The following is a 19,020-nucleotide window of genomic DNA, read 5'->3' on the forward strand; positions in this document are numbered from 1 at the left end:
GCATTAGTCGTAGTTGCTGAAACGGCTGGGAGGGGTGACCTGATCGCGCAGGTTCTGGTAGCGGGGCACGTGCTGGCGGAAGGTGTCCAGCGGGCTGGAACCCAGGCTCAGGCGCGAGAAGCCCACGAATTCGATCTGGAACAGCAGGCGGGTGTTGGACGTGCTGACGCTGTTTTGCAGGCGCTCGAGCACCACGCGGCCGATCCAGCAGCAGCTGTCGTATTCCACGCCCACCACGGTGTCCACCAGCTTGCGGTCCTGCAGGCTGTAGTTCAGGCGGCCGACGGTGTACCAGCGGCCGGGCCCCTGGCCGCGGCCGGGGCCGAGGTCCTGGCCCTTGTCGCCCCACAGGTCGTTGAGCGGCCACTGCCAGCCGATGTCGATCTGCTCGCTGGTGCCGCGCTGCAGGCGGTAGGCGGCGCTCACGGTACGGTAGTTGCCGGGGCTGTAGCGCGCGCCGATGGTGGAGCGGATGGAGCGGCCGGTCTTGGGGTTGTACTGCACGGTGGAGTCAAACCCCCACTGCGGCGCCCAGGTGATGCCCGCGCCCAGCAGCAGGTCCGACAGCCGCTCGCTCACCGGGGTGCCGCCCGGCAGCGTGACCTTCTGGTCGGAGAAACGCACGCGCTGGGCGATGCCGAAGCGCGCGGCCTCGGCGCCGGTGCCCGGGTCCAGCAGCCGCGTGGTCACGCCCAGGGTGAGCAGGTTGTTGTCCGCGATGCGGTCGTTGCCGCCGAAGGCGTTCTCGGTGTAGATGGTTGCGAAGTTGAAGTCATTGGCGGCCGTGTCGTACACCGGCAGCATGCTCTGGTCGCGGTAGGGCGTGTAGGTGTAGAACGCGCGCGGCTCCAGCGTCTGCAGGAAGGCGCGGCCGAAGTAGGCCGCGTCGCGCTCGAACACCAGCCCGCTGTCCAGGCTGAAGGTGGGCAGCGTGCGGCTGGCCGAGCGCTGCCCGTTGGACACGGCGGCGTCAAACTGGTACTGCGTGGCGTGCAGCTGCAGGCGCGGCGTGATGAAGCCGCCGGGCGACAGGAACGGCCGGCTGATCTGCGCCACGGCGTAGCTGCGGTTGGCGTTGGGCTGGCCCGTGAGCTCGCGCGCCGCCTGGAAGCGGGTGGCGTCCAGCTCCACGCTGGCGTCCAGCCCGCCGCCGAGCTGCGACGGCGCATAGCGCCACTGCAGCTGGGGCAGCCGGTCGTACGGCGGCACGATGGGCGATGTCGGGTCCTGCAGCGTCTGCCACTTGAGCGTGCGCATGCGGACCGTCATGTCGTTCTGCGCCCAGGACAGGTTGGCATCGCCCGGCAGCAGGCGCTGGCGCAGCGGCTCGGAGGCGCGGCCGAAGTCGCGCCAGTAGTTGTCGTCGCTCACCCGGTTGAGGTTGAGGCTCATGCCCAGCCCGCCCACGGGCGTGTCGAAGGTGCCCTGGTGCTGGCCGGAGAAGCTCCAGCGCATGCGGTCGCGCAGCCGGTCGGCGGGCATCACGTCGGTGCTGAGCTGGCCGCTGTAGGTGGGCTCCAGGTAGCGGAACTCGCCGCCCAGGCTGGCGCCGCGCTTGGTCATGAGGGCGGTGCGCAGCGTGGCGTCGCGGTTGGGCGCGATGTTCCAGTAGTAGGGCTGCATGTAGGCCACCCCGTCGCGGCTGTCCAGGCCGATGGTGGGCGGCAGGAAGCCCGACTTGCGCTTTTCCGACAGCGGGAAGGTGATGTAAGGAATGGGCAGCAGCGACACGCCCTTGAACTCCAGCACGGCATCCTCGGCCGTGCCCACCTCTTCCTCGTTGTCGATGCGGATCTTGGCGGCGCGCAGCACCCAGTCGGGCTGCCAGCTGGCCTCGTCGCCGCGCTGGCAGGTGGTGTAGGTGGCGTCGTGCACCACGGCCCGGTCGCGGTCGATGAAATCCACGCGCGTGGCGTCGCCATGGGCCTGGGTGGCCAGGAACTTGTAGCGCGCGTCGCTGAAGAAGCCCTCGAAGGCATCCACCCGCAGCTCCAGGGCCGTGCCCTCGTACACGTTGCCTGCGCGGTTGATGCGCACCTGGCCGCGGGCCTTGGCCAGGTCTTCGGGCACGTCGTAGTCCAGCCGGTCGGCGCGGATCACGGTGTCGCCGCGGCGCAGTTCGGCATTGCCCTCGATCACCGCGTTCAGGTCGGTCTGGCCGCTGATGTGGTCGCCTTTCACGAACACCGGCAGCTGGGAGCGCACGGCGTCGGGAATCTTTTCCTGCAGCAGCGGCGAGCTGCGCAGCGCGGGCGGCGCGTCCCAGCCGCTGCCGGGCGTTGCGCTGCCGGGCGTTGCGCTGCCGGGCTGCGCCAGTGCGGACCACGGCAGCCCGCACCAGGCCAGGGCGACGCCATAGGCCAGGGCGCGGGGCACGGGGGGGCGCGACAATCCGCGCGGGGCCGGGGCGGGCCCGCGCCGTGGGGCGGAAGTCTTCACGGGGGATGGCTTGCGGCGTGGCACGTGGGACGGTGGCTGGGCAGAGGGTGGAACAAGGAACAGGAACGGCCCCGTCCACCCCAAGGGAGCCGGGGAGCGGGTTTGTAAAATCGGATTATCCATGAGCCACCCCTTAGCACCTTCTACCGCCCGCCCGCCCTCGGATCCGGCCCGGGACACTTCCCGGGACACGGCACCCGCCGCCTCCGTGGCCTGGCCCGACCCGGCCCGCGAGGCCGCGTTCCATGCCTGGCTCGCGCCGCTGGTGGGGCCGCAGCAGCTGCTGCCCGCCACGCTGCGCCCGGCCTCGGCCGATGCCAGCTTCCGGCGCTACCTGCGCCTGGACACCGCCACAGGCGCCAGCCTGGTCGTGATGGACGCCCCGCCGGACAAGGAGAACTGCCGCCCCTTCGTGCAGGTGCAGGCGCTCATGGCCGGCGCGGGCCTGAATGTGCCGCAGATCCTGGCCTGGGACGAGGCCGGCGGGTTCATGCTGCTGTCCGACCTGGGGCGCCAGACGGTGATCGAGCGGCTGGACCCGGCGCAGCCCGCAGCCGCCTACCCCTGGTACGTGCAGGCCACCGACGTGCTGCTCGACTGGCAAAAGGCCTCCCGGCCCGGCGTGCTGCCCGCGTACGACGAGGCGCTGCTGCGCCGCGAGCTGGCCCTGTTCCCCGACTGGTACCTGGGCCGCCACCGGGCCGTGGCGCTGGACGAGCGGCAGCAGGCCACCCTGCAGGGCGCGTTCGACACCATCGTGGCCCACAACCTGGCCGCGCCCAGCGTGTTCGTCCACCGCGACTTCATGACCCGCAACCTGATGGTGCCCGTGCAGGACGGCGCGCCGCTGGGCGTGCTGGACTTCCAGGACGCCGTCCAGGGCCCCATCACCTACGACATTGCCAGCCTGCTGCGCGACGCCTTCATCAGCTGGGAAGAAGAGTTCGTCATCGACATTACCGTCCGTTACTGGGAAAAGGCCCGCAAGGCCGGCCTGCTGGGCGCGCGCAGCGCCAGCGGCTGGGGCGACGACTTCGGCGAGTTCTACCGCGCGGTGGAATGGATGGGGCTGCAGCGCCACCTCAAGGTCGCGGGCATCTTCGCGCGGCTCACGCTGCGCGACGGCAAGCCCAAGTACCTGGCCGACGCCCCGCGCTTCCTGGCCTACATCCGGGCCACCGCCAACCGCTACCGCCAGCTGGGCCCGCTGCTGAAGATGCTCGACCAGATCGAAGGCACCGAGCCCGTCACCGGCTTTGCCTATGGCCGCATGTAGCCTGGCCACGGCTCAGAAAATTCAAGCAAAAACGGCTCTGGCGCTTATCTGACAAGCGCCACAAGCTATCAATAGGCTAGCAAATGCCGCGCTTTCACTGCCCCGCCCCCCTGGCCACCGGCCTGGAACTGGACCTGCCTGCGGGCGCCGCGCGCCATGTGCAGGTGCTGCGCCTGCAGCCGGGCGATGCGCTGATGCTCTTCAATGGCGAGGGCGGCGAGTTCGAAGCCACCGTGCTCAAGATGGGCCGCAGCGACGTGCGCGTGCAGGTGGGAACGCACCACGCCCTGGAGCGCGAGGCGCCGCGCGCCGTGCACCTGCTGGCGGGCATCACCGCCAATGAGCGCATGGACTGGCTGGTGGAAAAGGCGGCCGAGTTGGGCGTGGCCAGCATCACGCCGCTGGTGGCCGAGCGCAGCGTGCTCAAGCTCAAGGGCGAACGCGCGGACAAGAAGATCGCCCACTGGCAGGCCGTGGCCGTGGCGGCCTGCGAGCAGTGCGGGCGCAACCGCGTGCCGGTGGTGCACGCGGCGGTCGACCTGGCCGGCTGGCTGCAGGGGCCGGCGGCGGCGGGCGCCGCGGCGGGGTGGCAGCGGCTGCTGCTGTCGCTGCGCGGCGGCGCGGTGCCGCTGCGCGCGGCGGCGGGCTACGGCGGCCCGGTGGTGTTCCTCTCGGGCCCGGAGGGCGGCCTCTCGGCGGGCGAGGAAGACCTGGCGCTGGCCCAGGGCTTTGCCCCCGTGACCCTGGGCGCCCGCGTGCTGCGCGCCGAAACCGCGCCGCTGGCCGCCCTGGCGGCGCTCACCCTCCAGTAGCGGGCGCCGCCCGGCAAGAACGGTCCCCGCCGGGGTCAATTTCCGCTTTCGGCGCTCCCCAGCCCGGCAGACTTCTAGAATGGCCGAAAGCAAAGGGCGCGCGCGGCCACACTCTCTTCCTTCCTCCCGGCCTGCCAGCACGCCCGCCCCGACACCGGCGCCGACAGCCGGGCAGGAGACAACCACGTGCGCACACGTTCCCGCAGGCAACGCGCCAGGGACCTGTTTCTTTCCACCGATCCGCGGCGGCGCACGCTGGTGGCCATGGCGCTGCTCGCGCTGGCGCTGATGGTCAGCAGCGCGTGCGTGATGCTCATGATCGCGGCGGCCGACAGCCGGGTGAACGCCGTCGCGGTGCAATGGTGGGCCGCGATTTCGGTGGGCGGCCTGGTGGTGATGACGGCCTTCATCCGCTCGGGCGAAACCGCGCGGCTCAAGGACCCGTCCCTCACGGTGCCACAGATGGTGTGGACCATCACCAGCGGCGCCGTAGCCTACGTGCTGGCCGGCGATGCGCGCGGCGTGGTGCCCAGCGTGCTGGCGATGATCCTGTTCTTTGGCACCTTCGGGCTCAACGTGGCCGAGGTGATCGGCATCGGCGTGTATGCGCTGCTGGCGTTTGCCTGCGCCGTGGCCGCCACCACGCGCTTCAACGCGGGCCCGTTCGGCTACCTGGACGCGGCCTACGCGCTCATGGTGCTCATCGTGCTGGGCGGTTGCATTGCGCTGAACCTGCGCATCCAGCGCATCCGCCAGCGGCTGCGGGAGCAGCGTGAGGCCCTGGCCCAGGCCCTGGCCATCAACCGCGAACTGGCCACGCGCGACGACCTCACGGGCCTGCCCAACCGCCGCGCCATGCAGGACATGATCGAACTGGAGCGCCGCCGCAGCCTGCGCAGCGGCCGCCCGCTGCAGCTGGCGGAGCTGGACATCGACCACTTCAAGCGCATCAACGACACCCACGGCCATGCCACCGGCGACCGGGCGCTGCAAGCCTTCGCGGGCGTGGTGCGGGCCTGCGTGCGCGACACCGACGTGCTGGCCCGCTGGGGCGGCGAGGAATTTGTGCTGCTGCTTTCGGAAACCAGCGCCGAGGACGCGCGGGAGCTGCTGGAGCGCGTGCGCCTGGCCGTGGCCGCGCTGGAGATCCCGCACCCGTCCGGGCCGCTGCGGGTGACGGTGTCCGTCGGGCTGGCCCAGCACCGGCCGGGCGACACGGTGGAGCTGACGCTGGAGCGCGCGGACCAGGCCCTGTACACCGCCAAATCGCTCGGGCGCAACCGCATCGTCACCGCAGCGCCGGGCCCGCGGGCGGGCTCAGGCCCCGGCGCGGCCCGCGGCGCCCGCGCCTGAGCCTCGGCACGGCCACGGCCGAGCCCCGGGTCAGTGCAGGCGCGGCGGCGCGCGCAGCTGCTCCGGCGTGGTGAAAAAAGCCGCCAGCGTGCCCAGCCCCTCGCGCGCCTGGCGCAGCTCGTGCCGCGCCACCGTGCGCAGGTGCACCTCGTCGGGCCCGTCCATCAGCCGCAGCGCGCGGCCCCAGGTCCAGAACGCGGCCAGCGGCGTGTCGGGCGACAGGCCCATGGCGCCAAAGACCTGCATGGCGCGGTCCACCACGCGCTGCTGCAGCCGCGCGGCCACCACCTTGATGGCAGCCACCTGCGCGCGCACCGCACGGGCCGGCGCGGCATCGCCCTGGTCGAGCAGCCATGCGGCGTGCAGCACCAGCAGCCGCGCCTGGTCGATCTCGATGCGCGACTCGGCAATCCACTCCTGCACATTGGCCTGGTCGGCCAGCGGCTTGCCGAAGGCGGTGCGCTCCAGCGCCCGCTCGGTGGCCAGCTGCAGCGCCAGCTCGCACTGGCCGATGGTGCGCATGCAGTGGTGCACGCGGCCCGGCCCCAGGCGCGCCTGGGCCATCGCAAAGCCTTCGCCCCACGCGCCCAGCAGCTGCCGGGCCGGCACGCGCACGCCCTGCAGCAGGATCTCGCAGTGCCCTTCGGGCGCATGGTGGTGCAGCACGGGAATGTTGCGCACGATGTGCACGCCCGGCGCGTCGGCCGGCACCAGCACCATGCTGTGGCCGTGGTGGCTGTCCGCCGGGTCGGCATCGGCATTGCGGCACAGCACGACGAGCAGCTGGCACTGCGGGTGCGCCGCGCCGGTGATGAACCACTTGCGCCCGTGCAGCACCAGCGCATCGCCCTCGCGCCGCACCGTGGTCTGCAGGTTGGTGGGGTCGGACGAGGCCACGTCGGGCTCGCTCATCGCAAAGGCCGAGCGCATGCGGCCGTCGAGCAGCGGCACCAGCCAGTCGGCGCGCTGCGCGGGCGTGGCAAAGCGGTGCAGCAGCTCCATGTTGCCGGTGTCCGGCGCATGGCAGTTGAAAACCTCGGCCGCCCAGGGCAGGCGGCCCATGGCCTCGGCCAGCGGCGCGTAGTCCAGGTTGGACAGGCGCGTGCCCGGCTCGTCGTCGCGCAGCGTGGGCAGGAACAGGTTCCACAGCCCCTCTTCGCGCGCCAGGGCCTTGAGGTCTTCCAGGAAGGGCGGCGGGTAGTCACCCGACTGCACCGCCGCATGCCATGCAGCGTTGTAGGGCAGCAGGTAGCGGTCCATGAAGGCCGTGAGGCGTGCCTGCAGTTCACGCGCGCGGGGTGACGGTGCGAAGTCCATGCAGGCATTGTGAAAACGGTGCGCGCCGCCGTCACAACGCAGGCGACACCCGGCTTGACGCGCATCACGGCGGCGCCGCCGCAGGATCTGCAGGGCCTGAAGCACTACATTTTTGATAGCTTGTTGCGCTTGCTTGGCGGGCGCTGGAGGCCGATTTCTTTCAAATGCCGGCCACGACCCGCTACCATCGGCCCCATGGCCACCCACTACGAAACCCTGCGCTTTGCCGACACCTACCGCGAGGCCTTTGCGGTCGAGCCGCCAGCCGCGCTGGGCGAGCGCCTCCTGCGGCCGCGCCAGGCCGGTGGCTTCATCGTGCCCGCAGCCCGTGCAGCGGCAGCCCTGGCCGCCCCGGAGCCCGGCGACGCGCCCGAGGCTTCCGCCACCCCCGATACCTCCGCCACCCCCGATACCTCCGCCACCCCCGAGGCCGGCGCCGCCGGCCGCCCCGCGCGCGTGCTGGTGGCCGCGCAGTGGGGCCTGGTGCCGCACTGGGTCAAGTCCGCATCGGACGCCAGGCTGCGCGCCCCCAAGCTTGCGCACGCCAAGTCCGACCTGGCCTCCACCGGCACCGCGTTCCGCGACGCGTGGCAGAACGGCCAGCGCTGCATCGTGCCCCTGCAGGCGTTCTTTGAAGACGACTGGCGCTCCGGCAAGGCCGTGCCCACGCGCATCGCCCGCGTGGACGGCAAGCCCCTGGGCGTGGCCGGCCTGTGGGCGCGCTGGCAGGGCGCGGACGGCGAGGTGATCGTCAGCTACTGCCTGCTCACGGTGAACGCCAACAACCACGCGCTGCTGCGCCGCTACGGCCCGCCGGGCGCCGAAAGGAACATGCCCGCCATCCTGAACGAAGGCGCCTACGACGCCTGGCTGGCGGCGCGGCCCGAGAAGGCCAAGGAGTTCCTGCGCCAGTACGCGGCGCAGTCGCTGCTGGCCAACCCGGTGGAGAAGAAGGCGGACAAGGTGCCCAAGGGCTGGCTGGAGTGACGCGGCACTGCACCCGCCCGCTCAGGGGCACATCCCCGGGCTTTCCAAAACACCCAACCGTTCACGCTGAGCACAGTCGAAGCGCCGCGCGGGGCTTCGACAGGCTCAGCCCGAACGGTGTTGGATGATTGAACGCGAACCCGAATGAGCGCTCAGGACGGGCGCTTCATCTGGCAGGACGTGGGCTGCGCGCTGATGTAGTTGTCCCACGCCACTTCGGAGCGGAAGCCGTAGCCGGTCTTTTCGGCGTCGTACTTCACGCCCTTGCTGCCCTGCTTGGCCCAGATGCCCAGGTACAGCGGCGCTTCCAGCTGGTGGTCGGTCTTGCGCATGCGCACCTCGCCCATGGGGCTCTTGTAGGTCATGCCTTCCAGCGCCAGCGCGACCTTCTTGGCGTCGGTGGACTGGGCCTTGCGCATGGCTTCGCGCAGCATGTGCACGCTGTTCCAGTGCGCGGCAAACACAAAGTCCTCGCCCGTCTTCTTCTTGTAGTCCACGTAGATCTTTTCCAGCTCGGGCGTGGGGGCGTTGTGCACCCAGTTCCAGACCACGCCGATCTTGCCGTCGCCCCACGGCCCGATCTGCGCGGGCGTGCCGGGGTTGTTGGCGTTGAGCGTGAAGTAGTTGATGTTCAGCCCGTAGTCGCGCGAGGACTTGAACAGCAGCGTCAGGTCGCTGCCCCAGTTGGAGGTGATGACGGTGTCGGCCTTGGCGGCGGCGATCTTGGCCACGTACGGGGCGAAGTCGCGCGTCTGCGCGATGGGCACGAAGTCGTCGCCCACGATCTCGATGTCCGGCCGCTTGCGCGCCAGGTATTCCTTGGCGGCCTTGGAAACCTGGCGGCCGTGGGTGTAGTCCTGGTTGAGCAGGTACACGCGCTTCACGTCCTTGCGGCCCTGCAGGTAGGTGGTCAGCGCCTCCATCTTCATCTCGCTCGACGGATAGAAGCGGAAGTGCCAGAAGCTGCAGCGCTCGTTGGTGAGCTGCGGGTCCATGGCGGCGTAGTTCAGGTACACGGTGGCGCGCTCCGGGTCGCGCTCGGCAAGCTTGTTGAGCGCATCCACCAGCGCCAGCGCCACGCCCGACCCGCCGCCCTGCGTGACATAGCGGATGCCCCGGTCGGTGGCGGCCTTGAGGGCGTTGAGGCTCTCCTGGGGCGTGCCCTTGTTGTCGAAGTCCACCACCTCGAACCGGGGCTCGTTGGGCCCGGCCTTGGCGTTGACCTGGGCCACCACCTCACGCAGCTGGTTGAGCGAGCTTTGGCCGGTGAGCGCAAACGGGCCAGACAGCAGGTCGATGAAGCCGATCTTCACCGTCTCGGCCGCCCCGGCGTGCGCGGACATCACCAGCGCCGCGGCGCATGCGCCAACCTTCAACCAATGGCGGGGCCATTTCCTGGGAACCATGTTCATGTGTGTCTCCGTGGGGTGGGTGAGTGGGAACGAAAGGAAAGCCAAGACCGAAAACTGTCAGCGCGTGATGGCGTCATTCGCCGCCGAACACCGCGCCATGGCGCTGCCGCAGCTCGTTTTTCTGCACCTTGCCGGTGCCGCCCAGCGGCAGGCTCTCGACAAACAGCACCTCGTCGGGCAGCCACCACTTGGCCACGCGCTGCGCCAGAAAATCCAGGATCTGCGCCTTGTCCAGCGCCTGCCCGGGCTTGCGCACGATGAAGAGCAGCGGGCGCTCGTCCCACCGGGGGTGCTTCACGCCGATGACCGCCGCCATCGCCACCGCCGGATGCGCCACGGCGGCGTTCTCCAGGTCGATGGAGCTGATCCACTCGCCACCCGACTTGATCACGTCCTTGGTGCGGTCGCGGATCTGCACCACGCCCTGCGGGTTGATGGTGGCGATGTCGCCCGTGGGGAACCAGCCATCCACCAGCGCCGAGCGCTCGGCCTTGTGGTACCGGTCCACGATCCACTGGCCGCGCACCATCAGCTCGCCCTGCGCCACGCCGTCGCGCGGCAGCTCGGCACCGTTTTCGTCCACCAGCTTGATCTCGATGCCAAACACCGACTTGCCCTGCTTGGCCACCAGCGCGTGGCGCTCCTCGGCCGGCAGCTCCGCATCGGCCGCGCCCAGCACGCTCATGGTGGCGATGGCCGTGGTCTCGGTCATGCCCCAGCCGTGGCGCACCTCCACGCCGTACACGTCGTTGAACTTGGCGATCAGCGCCTTGGGCATGGCCGAGCCGCCCACGCCCGTGCGCCGCATGGTGCCAAAGCGCAGCCCGTGCTGCTCCACATGCTGGATCAGGCCCATCCAGATCGTCGGCACGCCCGCGCTGACGGTGACACGCTCGGTCTCCATCAGCTCGTACAGGCTGGCGGCGTCCAGGCGCGGGCCGGGCAGCACCAGCCTGGCGCCGCCGATCAGCGCCGCATAAGGCAGGCACCAGGCGTTGATGTGGAACATGGGCACCACGGGCAGGATGGTCTCCCGCGCGCTGATGCTCAGCACGCCCGGCATGCAGGCCGACAGGGCGCTGAGCACCAGCGCCCGGTGCGAATACAGCACGCCCTTGGGGTTGCCGGTGGTGCCCGACGTGTAGCACAGCGCGGCGCCGGATTTTTCCTCCACCTCGGGCCAGGCAAAGGTGTCGCTCTGGCCGGCTACCAGCGGCTCATAGGCTGTGACGGCCGCCGGCATGCCCTGCAGATCCAGGGCGCCCAGCGTGTCCGCATCGCACAAGGCCACCCAGTGCCGCACGCGGGGGCACGCCGGTGCAATGGCGCGCACCAGCGGCGCGAAGGTGGTGTCGAACAGCACCACCTCGTCCTCGGCATGGTTGACGATGTAGGCCAGCTGCTCGGGGTGCAGGCGCGGGTTGCAGGTGTGCATGACCATGCCGCTGCCCGACACGGCGTAGTACGCCTCCAGGTGCCGGTGGTTGTTCCAGGCCAGCGACCCCACCACGCTGCCGGGGCGCAGGCCCAGCGCCTGCAGTGCGTTGGCGAGCTGCCGGGCGCGCCGGGCCATGTCGGCAAAGCGGTAACGGTGCAGGCCGCCGCCAGCTTCTGTGTTGCGCGAGACGATCTGCTGGTCGCCGTACTGGTGCTCGCCATGTTCGAGGATGGCCGAAACCAGTAAAGGCCGGTCCATCATGCTGCCGGGCGGGTGCTGCTGCATTGCCGTTGTCTCCTTGGGATGTGCGCCTTGCTGCATCGCGGCATCCATAGGGTGCCGGTGCAGAGCCCTCTTTTCTTTGCCGGGGCTGGCGCATGGTCGCAAACAACAGCGGGGGTCGTTGTCGTCTGGGTGACTCGTCCGGCCAAGCCTCGCGGCGGACACGAACTACCGTGCGCTGCTGACCGTGCAGCCCGACAAGGCCCAGGAGACACCCTGGCCCGACAATGGGTTCAACCCCTGTCGAACTAGGTGTCTGATAAGCCCGAAGCCGACAGATACAGAGGACCCATCGGCTTCAAGCGTGCTGGAATCACTACGACCCGAGACGCCTGCCCCGGCGGCTTCGCAGCACGCCTCCCGCTCCGACAAACAACGCTGTCAACAGCAATCCTGCCGTCTCTAGCGTGGGTACCGCCGTCGTCCGCGCAGGTGTGAGGGTCACGGTGGCTGTACCGCATCCCTCATCTACGTGACAGGCTTGGTACGTAAAAGTCACCGGCGCCGTAAAACTGGCTGCGTTGGGCGTAAACAGCACTTGGTTGCCCGAGTAACTCAGCGTACCTGCAGCCGGGTTCGATAGCGTCAGCGGGTAATTCGTGTCGAGGGTGGCGCCAATATCGTCATTGCTCGTGACATTCAAAGGCGTCGGCACGCCCACGGGCACGGCGTACGCATCGTCCGCCAGACTGACGACGAGAGCGACCACCTTAACACTCGTCGGAGTGGGCCTTGGTTGCCAAGTGGGAGCGCCCGAGGCCGCGTAATACTGCCAATAGCTATTGAGCACCAGGGGGCCACTCGGAGTGGTATTCCCGCCTTGCCGAGCGTATCCAGAGCAGGTTGTAAGATCCGAGAATCCACCTACCACCCAATATCTTTGCCCCGCTTGCAGCGTGACCGGGCTGGCCGGTGTGAAGACTACATCGCCACCTGATATGAAGACATCGTTCACAGACGGGAAACTGGACCAAGGGGTTTGCTGACTCCAATTGGATCCCACGATGGAACCTGGTCCGGTTCCGCCATCGGTATAAACCGCAAGTTCAAAGTCTGCCGTCGGGTCGATCGCTTCATAGCTTAATGACCATGTAATTTCGGACAGCCGGTAGTTTCTATCGGGCGGCACATCCAAAACAACGGCCATTTTGTAAGGTGTGGCAGCGCAATAACCGGAATCAGGGGTAGAGCCGGCTTCAAGGGAATTGAAAATGCTGAGTTGGGCATAAGCCAGCCCGCCACTGATGAGCAGCAAAAAACCAAATAGCTTGCGGAAAAGCGTGGACATAGGGAGGAATGCTGAGAACGGAGATGTTGATCATCACTGCATTTACTCCCTGTAACCCCTGTTGGGAATGTCAACGATTGTCAAAATATCGTGGACGCTTCGTGACCTTTAACTGCCGCAACACCTCCCATCGCGCTTTTTGAACGAAATTCCATATCTTTAAATCGCCGCTCCATGTGGGTGATTTGTGGCTGACCCAGCTCAATGGGGACGATGAGTCGAACGGGCTTCGTTACCAAGTCGAGGAATCACTCCAAAAACCTCCGGGACCACGACCAAGTCCCTCACAGCCCCAGCCGCGCAAACAGCGCCTCAGCTCGCGCCGTAGCTGCATCATCCATCCGCATCGGCCGCCCCCACTCCCGCTGCGTCTCCCCCGGCCACTTGTTCGTGGCATCCATCCCCATCTTGCTGCCCAGGCCGCTCACGGGCGAGGCGAAGTCGAGGTAGTCGATGGGCGTGTGCTCCACCAGCATCGTGTCGCGGGCCGGGTCCATGCGAGTGGTGATGGCCCAGATCACTTCTTTCCAGTCCCGCACGTCCACGTCGTCGTCCACCACCACGATGAACTTCGTGTACATGAACTGGCGCAGGTGGCTCCACACGGCCATCATCACGCGGCGTGCGTGGCCGGCGTAGGCCTTTTGGATGCTGACCACGGCCATGCGGTAACTGCAGCCTTCGGGCGGCAGGTAGAAGTCCACGATCTCGGGGAACTGCTTTTGCAAGAGCGGGATGAACAGCTCGTTCATCGCCAGGCCCAGCACGGCGGGTTCGTCGGGCGGCTTGCCGGTGTAGGTGCTGTGGTAGATCGCATCCTTGCGCAGGGTGATGCGGTCCACGGTGAGCACGGGGAACTCGGCGCATTCGTTGTAGTAGCCGGTGTGGTCGCCGTAGGGGCCTTCCAGCGCGTGCTGCCAGCCGCTGGCGTGGTTCGGGTCGGGCTGGATGTGGCCTTCGAGCACGATCTCGGCGGTGGCGGGCACTTGCAGGGGCACGCCCAGCGCGGGCGTGACCTCGGTGCGCGCGCCGCGCAGCAGGCCGGCGAACTGGTATTCGCTTAAAGAATCCGGCACGGGCGTGACGGCGCCCAGCAGCGTGGCGGGGTCGGCGCCCAGCGCCACGGCCACGGGGTAGGGCTGGCTGGGGTGCCGGGCACAGTGGTCGGCAAAGTCCAGCGCCCCGCCGCGGTGGGCCAGCCAGCGCACGATGACCTGGTTGCGCGAGAGCACCTGCTGGCGGTAGATGCCCAGGTTCTGCCGCGCCTTGCGCGGGCCGCGGGTGATGGTGAGGCCCCAGGTGATGAGCGGGGCCACGTCGCCGGGCCAGCAGTGCTGCACGGGCAGGCGGGCCAAGTCCACGTCCGCGCCTTCCCACACTTCCTGCTGGCAGGGTGCGCCACGCGCCACCGTGTGCGGGGCCATGTTCCACAGGGTTTTGAGCAGCTGGCCCATGCCCAGCATGTCCTTGAAGCCTTTGGGGGCCTGGGGCTCTTTCAGCGTGGCCAGCAGCTCGCCCAGGGCGCGCACGCCGCAGAGGTCGGCCACGCCCATGGCGCGGGCCACGCGGGCGGGGGTGCCAAACAGGTTGGTCAGCACGGGCATGCGGTGGCCCGTGGGCTGGGTGAACAGCAGCGCGGGACCGCCGGCGCGCAGCACGCGGTCGCTCAGCGCGGTCATCTCCAGGTGGGGCGAGACGCTTTCGTGCACGCGGCGCAGTTCGCCCGCGGCTTCAAGCTGGGCGATGAAGTCGCGCAGGTCGCGGTAGGCCATGGGGAGGAAGTTTTTTGAATGAAATCGGCCTGCAGCGCTTGCTGGACAAGCGCAAGCAGCTATGAATCAAGGAGCATCCGGCGCCAGTCCCTGCCAGCGGGGCGCGAGCTGGTGCTCCACGTCGATCAGGTCCAGCGCCCGCGCCACGCTGAAATCCACCACCTCGCCCAGCGTGGTGGGCCGCAGGTAGAACGCCGGCACCGGCGGGCAGACGATGGCGCCCATTTCGGTCACGGCCACCATGTTGCGCAGGTGGGTCAGGTGCAGGGGCGACTCGCGCACCATCAGCACCAGGCGGCGGCGTTCCTTGAGGGCCACGTCGGCCGCACGGGTGAGCAGGTTGTCGGCCAAGCCGTGCGCAATGGCGGCCAGCGTGCGCATGGAGCATGGCGCCACCACCATGGCGTGGCAGCGGAAGGAGCCGCTGGCAATGGCCGCGCCCACGTTGTCCACGTCGTGCACGTGGTGGGCCAGCGCCTCCACGGCGAGGCGGTCCATGTCCAGCTCGTGCTGCAGGTTGCGCCAGCCGGCGCCGGAGACGACCAGGTGCGTTTCGATGCCGGGCAGGCCCTGCAGCACCTGCAGCAGCCGCGCGCCATAGACGGCGCCGCTGGCGCCGGAGATGGCGACGATGACGCGGCGCGCGGCGGTGTGGGGGTCAGCCATGCGAGGCCTCCGCCACGGCGGGGCGCTGCAGGGGCTGCGCTGCCTGGTCCGCCTCCACCTGTTCCAGCACCAGCGCGGCCTGCACGGGGTCGAAGTCCTCGTGCGTGCGCTTCTTCACGCCGTAGTGCTGCAGCTGGTAGTGCCGGCCGGCGGCGATGCCGTGGCGCGCCAGGGTGCTTTTCACGCACACCAGCGGGCAGCCGTCCAGCGCGATGATGGGCCGGCCGGAGCGCACGATTTTCATGAGGTGCGGCACGTCGCCGCCCACGCCGGCAATGCACGACATCTCGGCCACGCCGCGGCGGTCCAGCTGCAGGGCCACGTGGTTGGCCAGCTGCGCGGCGCTGGAGCAGCCCGAGCAGGAATACACCAGGGGAAAGTCCGGGCCGGGGGCCGTCATGGCCGGCCCCCGAAGAGCCGCGCCCGCACGGCGCGCGGCGACAGGGTGCGGGCCCATTCCCGCGGGTCCAGCACGGGCAGCTCGATGGCGTCGAGCGCGTTCTTCACCACCAGGCCCAGTTCGGTGTCGCCTTCCATCGACAGGCGCCGGCTGAAGAACAGCGTGTCCGGGTCCTGGCGCCGCTGCGCGAGCAGCAGGAAGTCGTGCGCCGTGGCGCTGAGCGTCACGTCGGCCGTTGCGGGCGGCACCAGGGGCGCGTGGGGCGCAAAGCGCCGGCCCGTCCAGGCAAAGTCGAACCCCACCCGCGCGTCGCGCACGTGCACGCGCATCTTCTTGTGCTGCAGCAGCTGTCCCACGTCGTCGGGGAGATGGCGGGCCAGCGCAAGGTTCAATGCCGTGACCAGCAGCACGGAGCCGGGATAGGCGGGCAGGCGCGACAGCACGGCGCCCACGGGCGCGGGAATGCGCAAGGGCTCGGGCAGCGCGGAGTGGGAAGGCAGGTTCATGGCAGCGCAACGTAGAAAAGCACGGTGAAAAAGTGGCAGACGCTGCCACCCAGAACAAACAGGTGCCACAGCCCGTGGCCGTGGCGCACGCGGTGGTCCAGCGCGTAGAAAACAATGCCCAGCGTGTAGCAGGCCCCGCCCGCCAGCAGCCAGGCAAAGCCGCCGGGGGTGAGCGCCTGCCACAGCGGCACCACGGCCACCAGGGCCAGCCAGCCCATCAGCACGTACAGCACCAGCGAGAGCACGCGCGCCCCGCGCGCCCAGCAGACCTCCTGCACGATGCCCAGCACCGCCAGCCCCCACACCGTGCCCAGCAGCGCCCAGCCCCACGGCCCGCGCAGGGACACCAGCGCGAACGGCGTGTAGCTGCCCGCGATCAGCAGGTAGATGCTGCAGTGGTCGAGCTTTTGCAGCACCGCCTTGGCTGCCCGGCGCCGCACGCTGTGGTAGGCCGTGGAGGCCGCGTACAGCGCCACCAGCATGGCGCCGTAGATGCTGAAGGACACCACCTTCCACGGGTCGCCCAGGCGCGCCGCCAGCGTGACGAGCACGGCCGTGCCGGCCGCGGCCAGCAGCGCACCCACCAGGTGGCTGATGCTGTTGAAACGTTCTCCGGCGTACATCGGGGCGGCGCGGCGGCGTGGGGCCTGCGGCGTGTCAGCGCGGCTGCGCCGCAAGTGCGCCGGCCTGCTCCAGGCCGGGGCGGCCGAACCAGTAGCCGTTGCAGGGCTGGTCGGGCAGGCACGGCTGCAGGCGCTGCGCCGCGGCCCCGTCGGACGGCTGCGCGCCGGGGCTGCGCAGCTCGTCGAACACGGCGATCACGTCTTCCATGTGCCGGCTCTGCGGGCTCAGCCGCAGCACATCCACGCCCAGGGCGCGCAGCGCGGCCACTTCGCCGGCCAGGCTGTACACGCGGGCCGACTGGGTCTGCGTGCCGTTGAGCACCAGGAAGCCCTCGTTCTCGCGCGTGCGCAGCGGCAGGCCGTCGGGGTGCTGCAGGCAGCTGAACTGGCAGTCGTCCTTGGGCAGGTTGCGGTGGCGGGCGGTAAAGCACCGCGCCGAGTGCGCCAGCGGCATGCGGCCGTAGACGAAGACCTCCGTCTCCAGGCCCTCGGGCCGCTCGGCCAGCACGGTGGCCAGCGCCTGCTGCGACATCTCCAGCGGCATCACCCAGCGGCGCGCGCCCAGGCCGGCCATCCAGCGCAGTGCATCGGCGTTGTACAGGTTCAGGTGCGGGCCGGCCACGAAGCCGCGGGGGCCGCCGGGATGGCGCGTGAGGCAATGCACCGCGCCCATGTCGTTGGCCTCCACCGCGAACTCGTCCTGGGCGGCAATCTTGTGCAGCGCCGCCACCTCGGTGCCGGACTCGATCAGCACCTGCGTGGAGAGCACCACGTCCTTGCCCGCCTCCTGCAGCATGCCCGCCAGGGCCAGCCAGTCGGGCAGGCGCAGCTCATGGCGGCGCGAGCACACGGTCTCGCCCAGGTACACCACATCGATGGGCGTGGCCGCCACGGCCTCGTAGAACGCAAAGGTCGTTTCGCGGGGCCAGTAGTACAACAGGGGGCCGAGGGAGAGTTTCATGGGGAAGCATTCCAGAGGTGGTTCACGGGGCGCGGTTCGCATGGCAGGCCGTCACAGCGGCGCAAGGGCCTCCAGCCATCCCCCGCCCGTTCGGGCTGAGCCTGTTGAAGCCTGGTGCCGCGCTTCGACAAGCTCAGCGTGAACGGTTTGTAAGGATTCACGCGGCCCGGCAAAAGGGCTGCAGTGGACGGCCGCACAAGTCATCTCAAAGCCATCATTTCCAGGGGCGGTGGTAGGCACCTAGCGTGTGCTGCTGCCCCTCCGCCACCTGGTCCAGGCGCGCCATCCAGTGGGTCTTGGGGGCAAAGCGGTGGGGGCCGGCCAGGCACTGGTCGATGGCCTCGCGCCAGACCTGCGTGACCTGCGCCACATACGCGGGGCTGCGCTGGCGGCCTTCGATCTTGATGGCGCGCACGCCCATCTTCAGCAGCTGGGGCAGCAGCTCCAGGGTGTTGAGGCTGGTGGGCTCCTCGATGGCGTAGTAGTTCTCGTCGTCGCCCACGTCGAAGCGGCCCTTGCACAGCGTGGGGTAGCCCGCGTTCTCGCCCGCGCCGTAGCGGTCGATGAGGATGCCGTTCAGGCGCGACTCCAGGCCGCGCGGCGTCTCCTGCCAGCGCACGGCCTTGGCGGGCGAGCACACGCCGTGGGTGTTGGGCGATTCGCCCGTGGCGTACGAAGACAGCGCGCAGCGCCCCTCCACCATCACGCACAGGCTGCCGAAGCCGAACACCTCGATCTCCACCGGCGTGCGGTCGATGACCTGGCGCACCTGCTCCAGCGACAGCACGCGCGGCAGCACGGCCCGCACGATGCCGAACTGCTCGCGGTAGAAGTTGATGGCCTCGTAGTTGGTGGCCGAGCCTTGCACGGACAGGTGCAGCCGCAGCGCGGGATGGCGCTGCACGGCGTGCTGCATCAGGCCGGGGTCGGCCAGGATGACGGCGTCCACGCCCAGGTCCACCGCCTTGTCCAGCGCGCTGCGCCAGGGGCCGGGGTTGCCCGCCTGCGGGTAGGTGTTGAGCGCCATGAACACCTTGCAGCCCCGTTGATGCGCGTAGGCAATGCCATTGGCAATGGCGGCTTCGTCGAAGTTCAGGCCCGCAAAATTGCGGGCGTTGGTGGCGTCGCGCAGGCCCAGGTAGACACAGCTGGCGCCGTGGTCCACGGCGGCCTTGAGGGCGGGCAGGCTGCCGGCGGGGCAGACCAGTTCCAGGGCGGGCAGGGCAGCGGCGGGCTGCGCTGCGGCAGGGGTGGGGGATTGCATCACAAACAGGTTCCAGCGCCGGCACCCACGGCGGGTGCCGCGACGCAGGGCGCCACCTTAGCCACGCGGCCCCACCGTTCCGCTGATCTTCATCAACGGCGCTGCATAATTCCAGAGCAAACAAGTCGGACTTTGACCTGGCCCGGCAGCGCAATACTGGCGGTGGCACGGTCCCGCCCCGATTCCTCCGCTTTCCCCGTACCTTCCTTCTCCCTTTTTTCGGA

16 protein-coding genes are annotated in these 19,020 nt (G+C 69.3%); 4 read left to right on the plus strand and 12 right to left on the minus strand.

Going from position 1 to position 19,020, the window contains the following annotated elements; genetic code table 11:
* Positions 1–3: 3 nt before the first annotated feature.
* Positions 4–2,439, minus strand: a complete 2,436-nt coding sequence (locus ACOYR3_RS22175; protein ID WP_422844457.1) for an LPS-assembly protein LptD — start codon at positions 2,437–2,439, stop codon at positions 4–6.
* A 121-nt stretch (positions 2,440–2,560) separates the two neighbouring features.
* Here ACOYR3_RS22175 and ACOYR3_RS22180 point away from each other — a divergent pair, with 121 nt between their 5' ends.
* The 3 genes from ACOYR3_RS22180 to ACOYR3_RS22190 all read left to right on the plus strand — a co-directional run bounded on the left by ACOYR3_RS22180 (position 2,561) and on the right by ACOYR3_RS22190 (position 5,880).
* Complete coding sequence (locus ACOYR3_RS22180) at positions 2,561–3,715, plus strand: aminoglycoside phosphotransferase family protein (RefSeq protein WP_422844458.1); 1,155 nt, start codon at positions 2,561–2,563, stop codon at positions 3,713–3,715.
* An 83-nt stretch (positions 3,716–3,798) separates the two neighbouring features.
* Positions 3,799–4,527, plus strand: a complete 729-nt coding sequence (locus ACOYR3_RS22185; protein ID WP_422844459.1) for a 16S rRNA (uracil(1498)-N(3))-methyltransferase — start codon at positions 3,799–3,801, stop codon at positions 4,525–4,527.
* 186 nt (positions 4,528–4,713) lie between these two features.
* Positions 4,714–5,880: a diguanylate cyclase domain-containing protein gene (locus ACOYR3_RS22190; protein WP_422844460.1), complete on the plus strand. Its 1,167-nt coding sequence runs from the start codon at positions 4,714–4,716 to the stop codon at positions 5,878–5,880.
* A 30-nt stretch (positions 5,881–5,910) separates the two neighbouring features.
* Here ACOYR3_RS22190 and ACOYR3_RS22195 read toward each other — a convergent pair whose 3' ends face one another.
* Complete coding sequence (locus tag ACOYR3_RS22195) at positions 5,911–7,197, minus strand: acyl-CoA dehydrogenase family protein (RefSeq protein ID WP_422844461.1); 1,287 nt, start codon at positions 7,195–7,197, stop codon at positions 5,911–5,913.
* 195 nt (positions 7,198–7,392) lie between these two features.
* Between ACOYR3_RS22195 and ACOYR3_RS22200 the strand changes: the two genes are divergently transcribed.
* Positions 7,393–8,184 carry an SOS response-associated peptidase gene (locus tag ACOYR3_RS22200; protein ID WP_422844462.1) on the plus strand — a complete coding sequence of 264 codons (792 nt, stop codon included), beginning with the start codon at positions 7,393–7,395 and terminating at the stop codon, positions 8,182–8,184.
* Positions 8,185–8,336: 152 nt separating this feature from the next.
* Here ACOYR3_RS22200 and ACOYR3_RS22205 read toward each other — a convergent pair whose 3' ends face one another.
* The 10 genes from ACOYR3_RS22205 to ubiU all read right to left on the minus strand — a co-directional run bounded on the left by ACOYR3_RS22205 (position 8,337) and on the right by ubiU (position 18,796).
* A complete protein-coding gene (locus tag ACOYR3_RS22205; protein ID WP_422844463.1) occupies positions 8,337–9,596 on the minus strand; it encodes a branched-chain amino acid ABC transporter substrate-binding protein in 1,260 nt (419 codons plus the stop codon).
* A gap of 73 nt (positions 9,597–9,669) precedes the next feature.
* Positions 9,670–11,319, minus strand: a complete 1,650-nt coding sequence (locus ACOYR3_RS22210; protein ID WP_422844464.1) for a long-chain-fatty-acid--CoA ligase — start codon at positions 11,317–11,319, stop codon at positions 9,670–9,672.
* A gap of 313 nt (positions 11,320–11,632) precedes the next feature.
* Positions 11,633–12,604: a choice-of-anchor R domain-containing protein gene (locus ACOYR3_RS22215; protein ID WP_422844465.1), complete on the minus strand. Its 972-nt coding sequence runs from the start codon at positions 12,602–12,604 to the stop codon at positions 11,633–11,635.
* 284 nt (positions 12,605–12,888) lie between these two features.
* The gene (gene ubiD / locus ACOYR3_RS22220) at positions 12,889–14,376 is read right to left on the minus strand and encodes a 4-hydroxy-3-polyprenylbenzoate decarboxylase (protein ID WP_422844466.1); all 1,488 of its coding nucleotides are present in this window, start codon (positions 14,374–14,376) and stop codon (positions 12,889–12,891) included.
* Positions 14,377–14,442: 66 nt separating this feature from the next.
* Positions 14,443–15,042 (minus strand): UbiX family flavin prenyltransferase, encoded by a 600-nt coding sequence (locus ACOYR3_RS22225; protein ID WP_422844467.1) that lies wholly within the window; start codon positions 15,040–15,042, stop codon positions 14,443–14,445.
* Entirely contained in the window at positions 15,035–15,442 is a 408-nt protein-coding gene (locus ACOYR3_RS22230) for a putative zinc-binding protein (RefSeq protein WP_422844468.1), read from the minus strand. The genes ACOYR3_RS22225 and ACOYR3_RS22230 overlap by 8 nt, the downstream gene beginning before the upstream one ends.
* Positions 15,439–15,948 carry a ubiquinone anaerobic biosynthesis accessory factor UbiT gene (gene ubiT / locus ACOYR3_RS22235; RefSeq protein ID WP_422844469.1) on the minus strand — a complete coding sequence of 170 codons (510 nt, stop codon included), beginning with the start codon at positions 15,946–15,948 and terminating at the stop codon, positions 15,439–15,441. Before ubiT ends, ACOYR3_RS22230 begins: the two co-directional genes overlap by 4 nt.
* Entirely contained in the window at positions 15,945–16,571 is a 627-nt protein-coding gene (gene trhA, locus ACOYR3_RS22240; RefSeq protein WP_422844470.1) for a PAQR family membrane homeostasis protein TrhA, read from the minus strand. Before trhA ends, ubiT begins: the two co-directional genes overlap by 4 nt.
* Positions 16,572–16,605: 34 nt before the next feature.
* Positions 16,606–17,532 carry a U32 family peptidase gene (locus tag ACOYR3_RS22245; protein WP_422844471.1) on the minus strand — a complete coding sequence of 309 codons (927 nt, stop codon included), beginning with the start codon at positions 17,530–17,532 and terminating at the stop codon, positions 16,606–16,608.
* 214 nt (positions 17,533–17,746) lie between these two features.
* A complete protein-coding gene (gene ubiU, locus ACOYR3_RS22250; protein WP_422844472.1) occupies positions 17,747–18,796 on the minus strand; it encodes a ubiquinone anaerobic biosynthesis protein UbiU in 1,050 nt (349 codons plus the stop codon).
* Positions 18,797–19,020: the final 224 nt, after the last annotated feature.

The sequence above is a fragment of the Acidovorax sp. M2(2025) genome, from assembly GCF_049330835.1.
Taxonomy (GTDB): domain Bacteria; phylum Pseudomonadota; class Gammaproteobacteria; order Burkholderiales; family Burkholderiaceae_C; genus Acidovorax.